This is a genomic window from Mycobacterium hubeiense (genome assembly GCF_002838065.1).
Classification (GTDB): domain Bacteria; phylum Actinomycetota; class Actinomycetes; order Mycobacteriales; family Mycobacteriaceae; genus Mycobacterium; species Mycobacterium hubeiense.
Genome location: NZ_PIZU01000036.1, coordinates 33269 through 49632 on the forward strand (window position 1 = coordinate 33269; position 16364 = coordinate 49632).

18 protein-coding genes and 3 pseudogenes are annotated in these 16364 nt (G+C 66.2%); 14 read left to right on the top strand and 7 right to left on the bottom strand.

What is annotated here, in order from left to right; translation table 11 throughout:
* The first annotated feature begins 13 nt into the window (after positions 1 to 13).
* The 6 genes and pseudogenes from CWS39_RS22385 to CWS39_RS22405 all read left to right on the top strand — a co-directional run bounded on the left by CWS39_RS22385 (position 14) and on the right by CWS39_RS22405 (position 4959).
* On the top strand, positions 14 to 1933 hold the full coding sequence (locus tag CWS39_RS22385) for a primary-amine oxidase (RefSeq protein ID WP_102145099.1): 1920 nt from the start codon (positions 14 to 16) through the stop codon (positions 1931 to 1933).
* Positions 1920 to 3281: pseudogene (locus CWS39_RS22390) on the top strand (DUF7064 domain-containing protein); the annotation flags it as partial. The gene CWS39_RS22385 and the pseudogene CWS39_RS22390, both read left to right, overlap by 14 nt.
* Positions 3282 to 3336: 55 nt before the next feature.
* Complete coding sequence (locus tag CWS39_RS29740) at positions 3337 to 3576, top strand: DUF6328 family protein (RefSeq protein ID WP_233213632.1); 240 nt, start codon at positions 3337 to 3339, stop codon at positions 3574 to 3576.
* Between the two features lie 66 nt (positions 3577 to 3642).
* Positions 3643 to 3915 (top strand): DoxX family membrane protein, encoded by a 273-nt coding sequence (locus tag CWS39_RS29745; protein WP_233213629.1) that lies wholly within the window; start codon positions 3643 to 3645, stop codon positions 3913 to 3915.
* Positions 3902 to 4429 carry a hypothetical protein gene (locus CWS39_RS29750; protein ID WP_233213630.1) on the top strand — a complete coding sequence of 176 codons (528 nt, stop codon included), beginning with the start codon at positions 3902 to 3904 and terminating at the stop codon, positions 4427 to 4429. The genes CWS39_RS29745 and CWS39_RS29750 overlap by 14 nt, the downstream gene beginning before the upstream one ends.
* 32 nt (positions 4430 to 4461) lie before the next feature.
* The gene (locus CWS39_RS22405; RefSeq protein WP_102145101.1) at positions 4462 to 4959 is read left to right on the top strand and encodes an RDD family protein; all 498 of its coding nucleotides are present in this window, start codon (positions 4462 to 4464) and stop codon (positions 4957 to 4959) included.
* 7 nt (positions 4960 to 4966) lie between these two features.
* On the opposite strand, the gene CWS39_RS22410 is transcribed toward CWS39_RS22405, so the two are convergent.
* A complete protein-coding gene (locus CWS39_RS22410) occupies positions 4967 to 6403 on the bottom strand; it encodes a GntP family permease (RefSeq protein ID WP_102145102.1) in 1437 nt (478 codons plus the stop codon).
* Positions 6404 to 6436: 33 nt separating this feature from the next.
* A complete protein-coding gene (locus CWS39_RS22415) occupies positions 6437 to 6946 on the bottom strand; it encodes a gluconokinase (RefSeq protein WP_102145103.1) in 510 nt (169 codons plus the stop codon).
* A 124-nt stretch (positions 6947 to 7070) separates the two neighbouring features.
* On the opposite strand from CWS39_RS22415, the gene CWS39_RS22420 reads away from it, so the two are divergent.
* Positions 7071 to 7778 carry a FadR/GntR family transcriptional regulator gene (locus CWS39_RS22420; protein WP_102145104.1) on the top strand — a complete coding sequence of 236 codons (708 nt, stop codon included), beginning with the start codon at positions 7071 to 7073 and terminating at the stop codon, positions 7776 to 7778.
* Between the two features lie 40 nt (positions 7779 to 7818).
* Here the strand turns inward: CWS39_RS22420 and CWS39_RS22425 are convergent.
* Positions 7819 to 8022: pseudogene (locus CWS39_RS22425) on the bottom strand (DUF6328 family protein); the annotation flags it as partial.
* A 105-nt stretch (positions 8023 to 8127) separates the two neighbouring features.
* Between CWS39_RS22425 and xylB the strand changes: the two are divergent.
* The 3 genes from xylB to CWS39_RS22440 all read left to right on the top strand — a co-directional run bounded on the left by xylB (position 8128) and on the right by CWS39_RS22440 (position 10501).
* A complete protein-coding gene (xylB, locus tag CWS39_RS22430; protein ID WP_102145105.1) occupies positions 8128 to 9525 on the top strand; it encodes a xylulokinase in 1398 nt (465 codons plus the stop codon).
* Positions 9522 to 10202, top strand: a complete 681-nt coding sequence (locus tag CWS39_RS22435; protein WP_102145106.1) for an MBL fold metallo-hydrolase — start codon at positions 9522 to 9524, stop codon at positions 10200 to 10202. Before xylB ends, CWS39_RS22435 begins: the two co-directional genes overlap by 4 nt.
* 68 nt (positions 10203 to 10270) lie before the next feature.
* A complete protein-coding gene (locus tag CWS39_RS22440; protein ID WP_102145107.1) occupies positions 10271 to 10501 on the top strand; it encodes a DUF6400 family protein in 231 nt (76 codons plus the stop codon).
* A 203-nt stretch (positions 10502 to 10704) separates the two neighbouring features.
* Here the strand turns inward: CWS39_RS22440 and CWS39_RS22450 are convergent, their stop codons facing one another.
* Positions 10705 to 11616 (bottom strand): LysR family transcriptional regulator, encoded by a 912-nt coding sequence (locus CWS39_RS22450; RefSeq protein WP_102145109.1) that lies wholly within the window; start codon positions 11614 to 11616, stop codon positions 10705 to 10707.
* Between the two features lie 30 nt (positions 11617 to 11646).
* Here CWS39_RS22450 and CWS39_RS22455 point away from each other — a divergent pair, with 30 nt between their 5' ends.
* The 3 genes from CWS39_RS22455 (at position 11647) to CWS39_RS22465 (ending at position 13822) form a co-directional block, all read left to right on the top strand.
* Positions 11647 to 12477: an acyl-CoA thioesterase domain-containing protein gene (locus CWS39_RS22455; protein WP_102145117.1), complete on the top strand. Its 831-nt coding sequence runs from the start codon at positions 11647 to 11649 to the stop codon at positions 12475 to 12477.
* Between the two features lie 75 nt (positions 12478 to 12552).
* On the top strand, positions 12553 to 13416 hold the full coding sequence (locus CWS39_RS22460; protein WP_199178256.1) for an EamA family transporter: 864 nt from the start codon (positions 12553 to 12555) through the stop codon (positions 13414 to 13416).
* Positions 13417 to 13471: 55 nt separating this feature from the next.
* Positions 13472 to 13822: a hypothetical protein gene (locus tag CWS39_RS22465; protein ID WP_102145111.1), complete on the top strand. Its 351-nt coding sequence runs from the start codon at positions 13472 to 13474 to the stop codon at positions 13820 to 13822.
* Here CWS39_RS22465 and CWS39_RS22470 read toward each other — a convergent pair.
* From CWS39_RS22470 to CWS39_RS29275, 3 genes are all read right to left on the bottom strand, one after another.
* Positions 13819 to 14667, bottom strand: a complete 849-nt coding sequence (locus CWS39_RS22470; RefSeq protein WP_102145112.1) for an ABC transporter permease — start codon at positions 14665 to 14667, stop codon at positions 13819 to 13821. The two genes, CWS39_RS22465 and CWS39_RS22470, sit on opposite strands and share 4 nt — an antisense overlap.
* Entirely contained in the window at positions 14664 to 15047 is a 384-nt protein-coding gene (locus CWS39_RS22475; protein ID WP_348535342.1) for an ABC transporter permease, read from the bottom strand. Before CWS39_RS22475 ends, CWS39_RS22470 begins: the two co-directional genes overlap by 4 nt.
* Positions 15048 to 15431: 384 nt before the next feature.
* Positions 15432 to 15626 (bottom strand): hypothetical protein, encoded by a 195-nt coding sequence (locus tag CWS39_RS29275; RefSeq protein WP_199178258.1) that lies wholly within the window; start codon positions 15624 to 15626, stop codon positions 15432 to 15434.
* Here CWS39_RS29275 and CWS39_RS22480 point away from each other — a divergent pair.
* Positions 15537 to 16348 (top strand): annotated as a pseudogene (locus CWS39_RS22480) (alpha/beta fold hydrolase). The gene CWS39_RS29275 and the pseudogene CWS39_RS22480 sit on opposite strands and share 90 nt — an antisense overlap.
* Positions 16349 to 16364 lie beyond the last annotated feature (16 nt).

A 16364-nucleotide genomic window follows, 5' to 3' on the forward strand; every position in this document is an offset into this window, starting at 1 on the left:
ATTGCGTAATCGGGTGAGCTACCCGCTGGATCCGCTGTCAGCCGACGAATTCACGACGGTGGCGGCCATTCTCCGGCGCGACCACGGTGTGGGCGAGGGATGGCGGTACGCCTCGGTCGAACTGTTGGAGCCCGGCAAGGCCGAACTCGCCGCGTTCGACGACGGGGGAGCGACGCCGCCGCGGCGCGCGGCCGTCATCTGTCTGCACCGCGACACCAATGCCACCTACAAGGGCGTGGTGTCGTTGACCGACAACGGTGTCGAATCGTTCGAGCACGTTCCCGGGGTGCAGGCCAACTTCACCGTCGACGAGTTCGTCGAATGCGACCAGCTGCTGCGTGCGCACCCGGATGTCATTGCCGCGCTGGCGAAACGCGGCATCACCGACATCGACCGCGTGTTCATGGACACCTGGACCTACGGTGATGCGGTGGCACCGCCGGAGTTTCGCGACCGTCGCCTCGGCTGGTCGGACACCTGGCTCAAGGAGGGGCCCGGCACCAATCCCTACGCGCATCCGATCAGCGGTCTGCACTGCGTCGTGGATTTGAACACCATGGAGCTGCTGCGGATCGAGGACAACGGTGGCATCGAGCCGCCGAATGTCATGGGCGAGTATGTGCCCAAGCACATTCCCGAACGGATCCGGGCGGGGTGGCGGCGCGATCAGCTCACGCCCTTGCACATCACCCAGCCCCACGGCCCGTCGTTCACGCTGGACGGCAACCTGCTGCAATGGCAGAACTGGTCTGTCCGAATAGGTTTCAACCACCGCGAGGGGATGACCCTGCACACGATCACCTATCGCGGCGGTGAGCGCACACGTTCGGTGGCGCACCGGATTTCGCTCGCGGAGATGATCGTGCCCTACCGGGACCCGACCGAGGATCACTACCGGCGCACCGCCTTCGACATCGGTGAGTGGGGCCTGGGGTTCATGACCACCTCGCTGGAGCTCGGGTGCGATTGCCTCGGCGAAATCCGTTATCTGGACGCGGTATTGCATAACAGCAAGGGCGAGCCGTACACCATTCCCAACGCCGTGTGCATCCACGAGGAAGACAACGCGGTGCTGTGGAAGCACGTCGACCATGACATCGGTGCCGAAGTGCGCCGGATGCGGCGGCTGACGGTGTCCTCGCACGTCACCGTCGCCAATTACGAGTACCTCATCTACTGGCGGTTCTATCAGGACGGCAACATCGAATGCGAGATCCGGGCCACAGGCATCATGGTGACCACGCCGCTGGCCGAGGGCCAACCGCACCCCAACGGCACCCTGGTCGACGAACGCACGTATGCGCCGTTCCACCAACACTTTCTGGTGGCCCGCCTCGACTTGGATGTCGACGGACGTGATAACACGGTGTACATGACCGAGTCGTACGCCGAGCCGATGGGTCCGGACAACCCGCACGGGCTGTCGCTGGTGGTGCGCAATGTCCCGCTGCGCACCGAGCAGGAGGGTAAGCAGGACGTGAGTTACCAGACCCAGCGGTCGTGGAAGGTGGTGAACACCAACACCGTCAACGGGTTGGGCACGCATCCGTCGTACAAATTGGTTCCCTCGGGCGCGATTCCGGCGATGTTCGATTCCGCGTCCCCGGTGGTGCAGCGCGCCAACGTCATCGAGCACACCTTATGGGTGACGCCGAACCACCCGGACGAACGCTGGCCGGCAGGCGAATTCGTCAACCAGTCGGCGACCGACACCGGCTTGGCGCAATGGACCAAGGCCAACAGGTCAATCGAGAACACCGATGTGGTGCTGTGGTACGTGTTCGGCATCCACCACATCACCCGGCCCGAGGACTGGCCCGTGATGCCCGTGGACATCGTGTCGTTCTGGCTCAAGCCCTTTGGCTTCTTCGACCGCAACCCCTCCCTGGATGTCCCCGGGGCACATACACCGGCGACCAGTGCGCACCACTGACGTGATCGAGCGGCCGTCGGATCTGACCGCCGAATGGCTGACCACCGCGCTGGATACCACGGTCAGCGACTTCGCTTTCGAACGCATCGGCACCGGGCAAATGAGCGAGTGCTACCGCGTCACACTCACCTATGCCGACGGCGGGCAGGGGCCGAAGTCGGTGGTGCTCAAGGTCGCTGCCACCGATCCGAGCAGCCGGCAGACCGGGCTGGCGCTGGGGCTCTACGAACGCGAGGTCCGGTTCTACACCGATGTGGCACCTGGTTTGCAAGGCCCCGTCGCGCCGTGCTATCACGCCGCGTTTGACCCCGAGACCGGGGCGTTCGACCTGCTGCTCGGCGACGCGGCACCGGCGGTCGTGGGCGACGAGATCCGCGGTGCCACAGTGGAACAGGCCACGCTCGCACTGTCACAGCTCGGCCGGGTGCACGGCCCGTTGCTGGGCAACGCCGCGATGGCGCAGGCGGAGTGGCTCAACCGCGAGGCGCCGCTGAACCAGGCACTCGTCGCCGGGCTCTCCGCGGGATTCGCCGAGCGCTACGCCGATCTGATCACCCCCGAGCAGCGTGAGGTCTGCGAGCGGCTGGTGGGCAGCTTCGATGCCTATCTGGCCGCCGAAGGGGCGTCCGAGCGGATACACGGCCTCGTGCACGGCGATTACCGGCTGGACAACATGTTGTTCGGCGAACCCGGTGCCGACCGCCCGCTGACCGTGGTGGATTGGCAGACCGTCACGTGGGGCCCGGCGCTGACCGACGTCGCGTACTTCCTGGGCTGCGCGCTACCGGTGCAGCGGCGCCGCGGCCACTATGACGCGCTGTTGCGCGCCTATCACGACGCCCTCGGGCCGGATACGCCGCTGAGCCTCGACGATGTGCGCGAGGGGGTCCGTCGGCAGAGCTTCTTCGGCGTGATGATGGCGATCGTCTCCTCGATGCTGGTGGAACGCACCGAGCGCGGCGACCAGATGTTCATGACCATGCTGGAGCGGCACTGCCGGCATGTACTGGACACTGACGCGCTGGCGATCTTGCCGGAAGCCCTTGCACCCGAACCACTTCAGCCGTCGCTCGACGACGAGGGCGCCCACGCGGCCACCGACGAACCGTTGTGGAACGAGAGCTGGTACTTCGACTTCGTCGACCCGCAGCAGCGGCTCGGCGGCTGGATCCGGCTCGGGCTGATGCCGAACGAGGACACCACCTGGATCACCGCGCTGCTGTGCGGGCCGGACATGCCCACGGTCGCGGTGCTTGACTTCGACGGCACCGACAGCGTCGAGCTCGATCTCGACCCGGTCGAACCGCTGCAGGCCTACCGTGTCGAGGTGCGCGGCCGCGGGCAGGCGCGTCACCGTCGCATGCTCGATCGGCTCGACGGTGTTGCTGATCGCGCCAGTCGGAATGCACCGACTGCTGTTTCGCCGGCATCGCCTCGGCCCGCTGGTGGCGGCGTCGCACTCTCACACCCTCGCCGGACTGCTGCTGCTCGGAATGGCGCTGGCCGGTGTGGCGACGTTGATCTTCGGCATGGTGGTGGGACAACTCGCGGCCTGGGTCGCCGGCGGTGCCACGCTGGTCGCACTGGCGACGTTCTGGGTCGTGCTGCCGTTGCGCGAACGTTTCACCGACGACCGCGCGTAATCGGGTTTGCGCCGACGTCGGCGCGGGAACACAGCGTCCATGTTGATCCGAAGAATTGCGCGCCCCATGTTGTCAGCGGTCTTCATCGGACGAGGCGTGGATGCGCTGCGCAGCCCCAAACCCGCGGCGGATGCGGCCCGTCCGGCGCTCGAGGGCCTGAGCAAGCTGCCCGATCCGGTCGGCACCAAGGTTCCGTCCAACGCGGAGACCGTCGCGAGGGTCAACGCCGCGGTGCAGATCGGTGGCGGCCTGCTGCTGGCCACCGGCAAGCTGCCGCGAGTCGCTTCGGCGGCGTTGGCGTTGAGCGTCGTGCCTTGGCGGCCATATGTTTTGGAATGAATCCGACCCCGCGCGCAAAGCCGACGAACGGCGCGCCTTCCTGACCGACGTCAGCCTCATCGGCGGGTTGATCATCGCCGCCGTCGACACGGAGGGCAAGCCGTCGCTGGGGTGGCGCGGTCGCCGGGCGGCGCACAAGGCGGCCGAGGCCGTCACCGCCGCACTGCCCATCGGCGCGGCCACGGGCGGCACGCTCACCGACACCGCACTCGCCGAGAAAGTGGGCCATGGCCTGCACATCGGCGCCGAGCGCGGTCGTGAACTCGCGCACGTGGCCCGCGAACGCGGCGCCGAGTTCGCTGAGATCGCGCGGGAACGCGCCCCTGTGCTCGCCGAGGCCGCCCGTGAGCGCGGCGCCGAACTGGCCGAAGTGGCGCGCGAACGCGGCGTGGAGCTCGCCGAGGTGGCTCGTGAACGCGCACCGGTGCTGGCCGAAGCCGCGCGAGAACGCGCCGAACATGTCGCGGGTACCGCACGGGCACAAGTGAAACAGCGTCGCCGTTTGTTCAGCTGAGGGAATCGGGGTCGGCCGGTAGATTCGGCGTCATGACAACGGGCGATTACCCACCTCAACCTGGACCGTACGGTCAACCCGGCGGTTATCCGCCGCCACCGTTCGGTCACCAGGAACCCGGCGGCCTCGGCCTGCGATTTTTCGCGCGACTCATCGACGGCGTCATCGTCGGAATCGTCGGCTTCTTTCTCGCCTTCTTCCTCGACGTCCTGACCAACATCTGGGTGACGGGCCTGTTCTCCGGTCTGCTGATGTTCATTTACTTCGTCGCGTTCGAGGTGGCCCAGGGGTGGACGCCCGGCAAGAAGTTGTTGGGCATGCGAGTCCTCGGCCCCGGCGGAGCGCCCCGGCCCACCGCCAAGCAGTCCGCGATTCGCAACGCCTTCACGCTGTTGTCGATCGTGCCCTACGTCGGCGGCCTGCTGGCCTTCATCGCCTACATCGTCATCGCCGTGACGATCAGCGGCAGTCCGACCAAACAGGGCAAGCACGACGAACTTGCCGGCGGCACCCAGGTGATCAAGGGTTAGCGACCGGTCAAGCGACGGCCCACAAGGCCAGGCTGATCACGAATGCGGTGAGGCCGAGCGTCGTCTCCATGACCGTCCAGGTCTTGAGCGTCGTCTTCACGTCCATCCCGAAAAACCGGCTGACGAGCCAGAACCCGGAGTCATTGACATGTGAGAGTACGGTCGCGCCGGCGGCGATCGCGATCACCAGAAGGGTGATCTGGAAATTGCTCAGGGCAGCTTCGGCGGCGGCGGCGCTGAGCAGGCCGGCGGTCGTCGTCAACGCGACGGTGGCCGAACCCTGCGCGACGCGAAGCACGGTGGCGATGATGAAAGCCTGCACTATCAAAGACATTCCGAGATTTGCCAGTGAATCGCTGAGCGCATCCCCGATGCCGCTCAACCGCAACACACCACCGAACATGCCACCGGCACCGGTGATCAGGATGATCGAGCAGATCGGGCCCAGTGCTTGGTCGAGAATGGTGGTCACGTCGGCCAGCGAGCGATCTCTCAACCCCAACACAACAGTGGCCACGAGCACTGTGATAAGCAGTGCGACGCTGGTGTTTCCGAGCAGCATGAAGTACTGCGCCCAGGTGGCGTCCTCTCCGATGACGCCTGCGGCGATGAGGGTGCCGAGCACAGTGTTGAACGAGATCAACACGAACGGCAGAAGCAGCACACCAAGGACCGTCGCGAAGGATGGCGCGGTGCGAGTGACGGTGCGTGCCGCACCGCCGGCGCCGTCGGCTTCCTCGGTCGCCTCCGTTTCGCTGTCGCGCCCACCGTTGATGTGACCGAACAATGCTTCGGGGATGTCGACGTGGACGCGGCGGCCCAACACCTGTGAGACGAGAAACGCACCCACGTACCACGACACCACCGCAATCGGGACGCCGACGAGCAGGGTGAGGCCGATACTGCCCTCGAGTGCTTCGGCAGCGGCGACAGGTCCAGGGTGCGGCGGCACCAACGCGTGCATGGCGGCGAACGCTCCGGCGGCCGGCAGCGCATACAGCAGGAGAGATCCGCCGAAGCGCCGCGCGACCGTCATGATGATCGGCAGGAACACGACCAGCCCGGCGTCGAAGAAGATCGGGAAGCCGAAAAGCAGCGCGGCAACGCCAAGCGCGAACGGCGCCCGTTTCTCGCCGAACCTGCCGATGAGGGTGTCGGCGAGCACCTGGGCGCCGCCGGTGACCTCAAGCAGTCGGCCGATCATGACGCCGAAGCCGACGAGCAGCGCGACCGCGCCGATCGTGTTGGAGAATCCGAAGGCCAGCGCTTCCGGCACGTCACCGACGGGGATGCCGGCGGCCAATGCCGTCAGCACGCTCACCAGCACGAGCGCCACGAAGGCGTGCATCTTCACCTTCATGATCAGGAACAGAAGAACTGCGACTGCCGCCGCTGCGATCAGCAGCAGGGTGCCTGCGCCATATGCCGGCTCAATTGCTTCCACGAGAGCTCCTTGCGGTCAGTGCTCGGCCCGTTGTCATCGGTTCTCCTGTTCGGTTGTGCCTGTGGCGGATAGGTACGCCTCGACGATCGCGTCGATGTTCTGGTCGACGTCGACGACGACACCGTGTTCATCGGCATCGAGCGGTTCGAGGGTGTCGAATTGCGACTTCAGCAGTGAGGCCGGCATGAAATGTCCTGGGCGACTGGCCTGTCGGCGGGCGATCACGTCCATCGAGCCGGACAGGTGCAGGAATTCGACGTCGGGACAGTGGCGGCGCAATTGGTCGCGGTACGGGCGTTTGAGCGCAGAGCAACTCATCACTCCGCCGTCGTGATGCTCGGCGAGCCACTCCCCGATCGCCTCCAGCCAGGGATAGCGGTCGTCATCGTTGAGCGGCTCCCCCGCGGTCATCTTCGCGATGTTGGCGGGCGGATGGAAGTCGTCGGCGTCACCGAACGGGACACGCAGCCGCTGCGCCAGCGCCGCGCCCACCGTCGACTTCCCAGACCCCGAAACGCCCATGACGACGATTGGTGACCCCATTCATTCCACCTAACCAGTTGTGTCTGCCGTCACACATCATTCATTAAAAGTCATATTATTGCAACCGTATAGCGCAAAGATCTGGTTTTACGTGGTGTCGGCAAAGCTATGACAAGATGTATAGGTGGTTGCGGAACCAATCGTCGGCGCCTTGCACGAGAATCTGCTCACCGCGCTCGGCACCGCCATCGTGTCGGGCGAATACGCGCCCGGACACGTGCTCAACCTGGAGGGCGTCAGTGCGGCACACGGCGTGTCGCGCAGTGTCGCGCGTGAGGCGATTCGCGTACTCGAGTCCATGGGCATGCTCGCGTCGCGCCGTCGCGTCGGCATCACGATTCAGCCGCCCGAGAAGTGGAACGTGTTCGACCCCAGGCTGATTCGGTGGCGGCTCGAATCCGGCGACCGCGCAGCACAATTGGCGTCGCTATCGGAGCTGCGACGCGGATTCGAACCGGCGGCCGCAGCGTTGGCCGCCCGACGCGCCGACCCGCACCAGTGCCGCATTCTGGCCGCTGCCGTGTCGGACATGGTGATGCACGGCCGCTCCGGCGATCTAGAGGCCTACCTGCTGGCCGACAAGGTCTTTCACCAAACTCTGCTGGAGGCCAGCGGTAACGAGATGTTCCGGGCACTCAACGGCGTGGTCGCCGAGGTGCTGGCCGGACGCACGCACCACGGCATGATGCCGGAGACGCCGAATCCGGAGGCGATCGAGTTGCACGACGAGGTCGCCCGCGCGATCCGGCTCCGCGATGAAGCCGCCGCTGAGCGCGCCATGCGCGCCATCATCGACGAGGCGGCCGCAGCGGTGTCGGGCGGCCTTGATTAACTGCCCGCATGGGCAGACAACCATCGCTGGCACGCCGCTAGACCACGCGCATGACGTTGTCGATCTCCTCGAAGCCATCCGTGAACGGCAGGGTCAACAGAAACCCGGTGAGCAGTGTGACGCCGGTTTGCGCGACCCGAAGCTCCTGCAGCAGGCTCGCCCAATTACGGTCCAGCCGTTCGGTTTCCGTTTCGTTGCGGTCCGGATCCCAGCGTTTGGGCGCCGCAGGGCGCTCGTCGTCCACCCACCGATTCTTACAGCAGTCGCATTATCCCGCCGAGTACTTCAGCAACGTGATGCCGCGGCGAAACGATCGCGGCGGCGAACTCATCGCGAATAGGCTGGGAGAGTGGCGCTCGTTGCGGGCATCGACTCGTCCACCCAGTCGTGCAAGGTCCTCGTTTGCGAGGCGGATACCGGTGAGATCATCCGCTCGGGGTCGACGCCCCATCCGGACGGCACCGAGGTCGACCCACGGCACTGGTGGAGCGCGCTGGAGACGAGCATATCCTCCGCGGGTGGGTTCGACGACGTCGCGGCGGTGGCGGTGGGTGCCCAGCAACACGGCATGGTGTGCCTCGACGCTGCGGGCAGCGTTGTGCGAGATGCGTTGCTGTGGAACGACACTCGCTCCAGCAGTGCCGCGGCGCAGCTCGTCGCGGAGTTAGGCGGCCCCGGCGCGTGGGCCGACCGGATCGGGGTGGTGCCCGTCGCGTCCATCACCGCAACGAAACTGCGCTGGCTGGCTGACGAGGAGCCGGCACATGCCGACGCGACGGCGGCGGTGTGCCTGCCGCACGACTGGTTGACGTGGCGGTTGGCCGGCTCGACCGACATCGCCGAGCTGCGCACCGACCGCAGCGACGCCAGCGGCACCGGATACTTCTCGTCGGCGACCGATACCTACCAACCGGACCTGCTGGAGCTGGCGATGCGGGGCCGGCGACCGCTGCTGCCGACGGTGCTCGGTCCGCACGAGGCGGCGGGACAGACCGCGGCGGGCGCGGTGCTCGGTCCTGGGGCAGGGGACAACGCGGCCGCAGCGTTGGGCCTGGGCGCCGGCCCGGGCGACTGCATCGTCTCGCTGGGCACCTCCGGCGTGGTGAGCGCGGTTGGGGATACGGCGCCGCATGATCCCGAGGGCCTCGTCGCCGGCTTCGCCGACGCCACCGGCCGGCAGTTGCCGTTGGTGTGCACACTCAACGGGGCGCCCGTGCTCGCGGCGGTGGCTCGCATGCTGTCGGTGGACTTCGACGAGCTGGACCGGTTGGCGCTGTCGGCGCCCGCAGGGGCCGAAGGGCTCACGGTGGTGCCCTATTTCGAGGGGGAGCGCTCACCGAATCTGCCCGAGGCGGTCGGCGCGCTGCACGGCGTGACGACGCGAAACCTCACCTCCGCCAACGTGGCCCGGGCGGCCGTCGAGGGACTGCTGGCCTCGATGGCTTACTGCATGGAGGCAATCTCCGCGCAGGGCATTGACGTCGAACGCGTCATCCTCGTCGGCGGAGGCGCCCGCTCGGAAGCGGTGCGCCGGATCGCCCCGGCTATCTGGATCAAGGCGGTGCATGTGCCGATCCCCGCCGAGTACGTGGCACTGGGCGCTGCCCGGCAGGCGGCGTGGACGCTGTCACAACGGGATTCGCCGCCGCCGTGGTCTTTCGGCGTGACGGCGACGTACGAAGCAGACCCGACGCCGCAGGTGCTGGAGCAGTATCGGGCCGCGCAACCATTGACGCTCGGGCAGTGAACGTCGACTGGGAACGGTTGGGCGACGGGGTGTTCCGCTGTCGTCTGCCGTTTCTCGACGTCACCGTCGGGTTGGTGCAGGGCGCCGCCGGAGTGCTGTTGGTCGATACGGGCACCACGTTGGCCGAAGCTAGAGCTATCGACCGCGACGTCGGCGAGCTGGCGGGCCATGCAGTCAGCCATATCGTGTTGACGCACAACCACTTCGACCACATTCTCGGCAGCTCGGCGTTCGACGAGGCGGTGGTCTACGGTGCACCGGAAGTCGCGGCCACGAAAAAGGAGCACCTGCGCGCGGACGCGATACGGCACGGCGCGGACGCCGCCGAGATCGACCGTGCGATCGCCGCGCTGCGTACACCCGAGCACCTGATCCGCCACGCCGTGATCGATCTCGGCGACCGCTCCGTCAACGTCGTCCACCCCGGACGCGGGCACACCAACCACGATCTGATCGTCGTGGTGCCGGATGCGCGTGTGGTGCTCTGCGGCGATTTAGTCGAGGAGTCCGGAGATCCGGTGATCGACGACGACTCCGACGTGGCGGCTTGGCCCGCCACGCTGGACGCGGTGCTGGAATTCGGCGGAGCGGACGCGGTGTACGTACCCGGACACGGCGCGGTCGTCGACGCCGGATTCGTTCGGCGCCAACAGCAGTGGTTGGCCGGCCGAATGTGACGAATGTCCGGTGGAGAACGTGACGTAGGTCATTGTTCGGACCTGCCGAGTTAGGGCACCCTTACGCGATGTCCGATCTCGAGCTCGCCTACGACCTGACGCTGGATGAACAGCGCCGCCGCAGCGCAGTGCTGGCGGCCCTCGGCGATGAGTGGGATCCGATCGCGGTGTTGGCCGACGAGGAAAAGGCGTACGACCTGCTGTATTCCGGTCTGGACGCCGAGCAGCAGCGCATCTACGACGAGCTGGTCAGCGCCGGCGTGCTGCCCGATCGGACGGCGACACGTGCTACCGATTGATCCCACCGCAGACCGCGCTCGCCGGGCCTGGCTCGCGTGTCCGGCGTGTGAGCACCACCGTCGTTGCTCCCATTGCCAGAATCGCCGCAATTGCGGCACTCACTGGCAGTACCTGCTGAGCAATACCGGCACTTTGCTACACCTGCAATGCCCGGACTGCGCGTACCTCTGGTCGACGGATACCCGCGCTCGCATCGCTTGATCTATGGAACCGGTCGCGGCCACTCGGGGTGTGGCAAGGTGGTCGTCGGCGGCCGCAGTTGATCCAGCACTACCCGTAGCGGCGGCCACGTCGAGCGGCCCTTGCGGGTCACCGCGTAAGCGGTCAGCACCGGATTGGCGTCGGCCAGCGGTAGCACCTTCACCCCTCGGCAGGTCGGTCGGCCGATCGGCAACAACCCGACCCCGTAGCCCGCGAGAATCAAATCCTCGACCAGATCCAGGCTGTCGATCTGATGGGCGATCCGCGGGGTGAAGCCCGCCATCGCGGCCAGTGTGCGAACCGCGTCTTCGTCGGCGGTGTTGCGGTAGTTGACAATCCACGTCGCTTCGGTGTACGACGCGACATGGACGGGCCCGTCGGCCGTGTCCGCCGGAACGCCAAGACCCCACGGAATCGACCACAGCGCAACGGTTTCGAGCACCGGCCCGGGCGCGGCCGGCGCCAGGTTGTAGTCGTAGGTCAGCGCGAGGTCCAAATCGTCATCGGTCAGCAGGGCGAAGGCCTCCAGCGGTTCGTACTCGCTGATGACGAAATCGACCTTCGGATAGCGCCGCGACAGTTCGGCGACGTTCGGCAGCAGCGACACCCGGATGCCCGTCGCGAAACCACCGACCCGCACCGTGCCCGCCGGCTCGGCATCCGGATCCAGGTCGAGGCGGGCCGCGTCGACGGCGGCCAAGATCGTCACCGCGTGATCGGCCAGCCGACGCCCGGCCGGTGTCAGCCGCACCCGTCGGCCGTCCGGTTCGATCAGCCGGGTCCCGGTCTCGGCGGCCAGCGCGGCGATCTGCTGCGAGACCGTCGACGTGGTCAGGTGGTGCGCTTCGGCGACCGCGCGCATCGAACCCAGTCGGGAGAGGGAGAGCAGCAACTGCAGCCGTCGGGTGTCCACCCCTCGATTGTGCTGTGCGACGATGCGCGGATGACCGCACGTCCTGCGCATTTCACCCAGATCGACGAGGATCGCTTCCTGCCGACGCGATACGCGCAGAGCCACTGGGGTGAGGACCATCTCAACGGTCCGGCGGTGGTGGGTCTCGCCGCCCGCACCCTGGAGACGGCGTACGGGCTGCCCGAGTTCATGCCGGCCCGCCTGACCGTCGACCTGTTCAAGGCGGCCAGGGGAGTGCCGACGACGGTCAAGACCGGGCTGGCGCGCGACGGCCGGCGGGTCCGCAATTCCGAATGCGAGATTGTGCAGGACGGTGTGACGGTGGCCCGCGCCACGCTGGTGCAGTACCGGCGCGCCGAACCGCCTCGCGGCGAAGAATGGGTATCCACAACGGATTTCACGCCGCCGGCCAACCTTGAAGAGTCGCATCGGGTCTACATCGGCAGCGACGGCGCGGGCTGGAGCAGCGCCATCGTCGACCACCAGAACACCACCCGCAAGCGATTCATCAACCGCACCGTCGACGTCATCGACGGTCAGGACAACTCGCCGTTCGTGCGGGCCGCGATGGCCGCCGAGGGCACCAGCCTGGTGACCAACCTGGGCACCGCCGGCGTCGGCTACATCAACGGCGATCTCACCGTGGCGCTGGCCCGCTTACCGCTCGACGAGTGGATCGGCGTGCAGGCCGATGCGCACTGGGTGGCCGACGGCATCGCGGTGGGCGCCGCGACCTTGTTCGATCACGCCGGCGCCTTCGGATCGGGTCTGGTCACGGCCATCAGCAACCCGGCCGCGCAGATCGACTTCTCCAACGACCCGTTTCCCGACCGCTCGCCGGACCGCGGACAGTTCGACTGACTGTTCGGTATTCCTGAACGGTATGTCCATAGATATCACGTGGACGCGAACGATTGACTGCCGTTCAATGCAGGGATGACCTCGCAGGCGCGCACCGGAGCAATCATGGCGATGGCGTCCATGTTGTGTGTGCAGACCGGTCTCGCGGTGGCCATCGGTTTGATCGACGACATCGGCGTCGAGGGCGCGGCGTGGCTGCGATTGGCCTGGGCGGGCCTGTTGTTCCTGGTGCTGGTCCGGCCGCGGGCCACGGCGTTCACCAAGAGAACCTTCGCGGTGTGCGTGCTGCTCGGTGTGGTCACCGCGGCCATCACGCTGTTGTTCATGGCCGCGGTCGCGCGCATCCCGCTGGGCACGGCCAGCGCGCTGGAGTTCCTGGGCCCGCTCGGAGTCGCCGTCGCGCACGGTAAGGGTTGCCACCGCGTGGTGTGGCCCGGACTCGCCGCGGTGGGTGTCGTGTTGTTGACGCAGCCGTGGGCCGGTGCCGTCGACCCGATCGGGGTGGCGTACGCCCTCGCCGCGGCGGTCTGCTGGGCGAGCTACATCCTGCTCACCCAGCGCGTCGGCGACGAAGTGGCCGGGATCAACGGGCTGGCGGTGTCGATGCCCGTCGCCGGTCTGCTCGCCACCGTCGTCGTCGGCCCGCTGGTGTTGCCTCGAATGACGCCCGAGATCCTGCTCATCGGGATCGGGCTGGGGATCCTGTTGCCGATGGTGCCGTTCGCGCTGGAGATGATGGCGCTACGGCGGTTGACGACGGCCGCGTTCGGCACGCTGATGGCGCTGGAACCGGCCTTCGCATTGCTCGTCGGCCTGGTCATGCTGCAGCAGGTGCCGGGTCCGTTCGGCGTGGTCGGCATCTGCTTCGTGGTCGCCGCAGGCATCGGCGCGGCCCGCACCGGTGCCCGCGCCACGCCGGTGCCCGTCGAGGTCGGCTGAGCCTGCGCATTTCTGCGCCAGGTGAAGCGCCGCCGACACCGCTATCCTCGCGGAAATGGCACGCGGAATATTCGGTACACCGTTCGTTCGATGGTTCAACGCCGCAGCGGTCGGACTGCGCAACGCGCCGGTGCTGGGCCGGTTCATCGCCGACAGCTTGGTCGTCGTGCGTTACGTCGGCCGCCGGTCCGGGCAGACGTTCGAAACGCCGGTCAGTATCAAGCGTTCGGGCAAGGACGTCACCATCCACGTGATGGCGCCCGACTCCAAGAACTGGTGGCGTAACTTCCTCGGCGCCGGTGCGCCGATCACGCTGGTGGACCTGGACGGACAGGACCGCAGCGGCCATGCTGTCGCCAACCGCGACGACCGAGGTCGCGTGTCGGTAAGGGTCAAGCTGGACTAGACCGCAATTCGCTTGCGCCGGTACAGCGTTCCCGCCGCCAGCAGGATCAGGCTGACGACGAGTATCGCGGTCGCCAGCACATTGATCTGCGGCGGCACCGCGGCCTTGACGGCTGCGTTCACATACAGCGGGTAGGTGACCGTCGACCCGCTGACGAAATAGGTGATGATGAAGTCGTCCAGCGACAGCGCGAACGACAGCATTGCCGCCGCGACAATGCCCGGAACGATAAGCGGCAGCGTCACTTTGAAGAAGGTGCGGGTGGGGCTGGCGCCCAGGTCCATCGACGCGTCTTCCAATGTCCAGTCGAATCCGCGCACCCGGGCCCGTACGGTCATGGCGATGAAACTGATCTCGAACGCCACGTGGGCGATCAAGATGGTGGTATAGCCCGTCGCCCAGCCCAGGTCCAGGAACAGCACCAGCAGCGACGCGCCCATCACCACCTCGGGTGCCGTCAGCGGCAGTATCAGAAACGTGTCGACGGCTCGATCGCCCCGAAACCGTTGCCGCACCAGTGCTATCGCGACCAGCGAACCCAACACCACGGCGATGGCCGTCGAGACCGCCGCGATGTTGAGGCTCAATTTCATCGCGTCTGTCAGCGCCGGATATTTGAACGGGTCGGCCCAGTTGTCGAGGGTGAAGCCCTGCCAGGTGTAGTTGAACTTGCCTTTGGGTGCGTTGAACGAGAACAACACGATCACGAAGATCGGCAAGAACAGGTACAACAACACCAGTCCGGCGATGATCCGCAGTACCAGATCCCCGTACCGGGGAAAGCCCTTGACGCGCTTGGGTTTCGTGGGCTCGATCGCCGTCTCGATCATGGCCTGGGTCGTCATACCAGGTCCTCCGTGCCCAGGGCCCGCGTGTAGAGCAGCACGCCGACGAGGATGATCGCCATCAACACCAGGCTTAGCGCTGCGGCGGCCGGATAGTCCTTCACCACCAGGAACTGCTGCTGAATCACGTTGCCGATCATCGTGGTCTGCGTACTTCCGAGATACTCGGCGTTGATGAAATCGCCGGATGCCGGGATGAACACCAGCAGGCTGCCCGCCAGCACGCCGGGCATCGACAGCGGCAGAATCACTTTCGTGAAGCTGCGCGTATTGGAGGAGTAGAGGTCTTTGGACGCCTCGATCAGCCGCGGGTCGATCTTCTCCAGGCTGACGTAGAGCGCCTGACGTGCTAATGAATAGCCCTTGCAACTCAGTGCAATTCGTCACTGTGACGTATTATCGGGGTCCGGGACGAGAGGGGTGGGTGGTTCCAAAGGCCAGCCAGCGGGCGCCTTCGGATCCGTTGGGGACCTAACGGTCCACTCAACGCATTGGTCAGAAAGCCATGGTTCGCTCAAGGTTTCACCTCCCGGCAGGATCTCTCGTATCCTTCCTCAGCTATGCTGCTCTGTGCTGGCCCGGCGGGTTGCAGCGGCAGCAGATCCGCCGAGAAAATCAGCCAATCGCCAAGGGGTGCAGGTTCTCTCATCAAATACCACTCGCTACCTTCAACTGGTAACGGTGCGTGTTCAACAGATGCGTGTTGGTTAGCAGTCCGCGCTGAAGCGGCGCCGACGTCTATCCCGTGGAACGGGACGATACGGTCACCTTATCGGCGCGCCGGCTTCCCGCCGGCCCATCACCTGCGCAAATCGGGCGCCGACGACCAATCCGCGCCAGCGGCGGGGCGTGTGACCGATGATGAAGCCGTGGAGCAGTTCCGACACGGCCAGCACGTGTTCGAGGTGAGCGACGCCGGGCCAGCCGATGGGCAGGTGGTCGTCCTGTTGCATGGGCACCCACAGAGCAATTCGGCCTGGGACGCCGTCATCCCTCGTCTAACAGAGCATGGGTATCGTTGCTTGGCCCCAAACCAGCGCGGCCACTCACCCGGCGCCCGCCCGGCGCGTCGCTGGGACTATCGAATGTCTGAGCTCGTAGCCGATGTCGACGCCCTGATCGACGAAAGCGGCGCAGAGCGGGTCCATCTTGTCGGGCACGACTGGGTGCGTTGGTGGCATGGAGTTTCGCGGCCAGTCGTGGCGACCGTCTCAGGACGCTCTCGGCGCTGTCGGGTCCGCATCCCAGCGCGCTGCAAAGATCAATGCTGACAAGCCGGCAAGCATTGGCGTCGTGGTACCTGTATTTCTATCAACTGCCGGTCCTTCCCGAGCTGTTCTATCTGGGCCGAGACGGCAACGGCACGAGGTTGTCCAGAATGTTGCAAGCCGGCGGTCAGACGATAGAGCGTGCTGACCGCGACGCCCACGCCATGGCGCAACCGGGAGCGTATGCAGCAGCGCTCAACTGGTATCGGGCTGTCCTTTTGTCAGGCCGAGTTGGGCACGTGACTGTTCCGACGATGTTTGTGTGGAGCGACGCCGACAAGTACATCCTTCGCAAGGCCGCCCAAAGCTGCGAACGTTACGTCAGCGGCGAATATCGCTTCGAGGCCCTCCACGGTGTATCGCACTGGATGCCCGATGAGCAACCCGACACTGTTGACCGGCACTCAGGATGAGCATGATGGCGGCGTT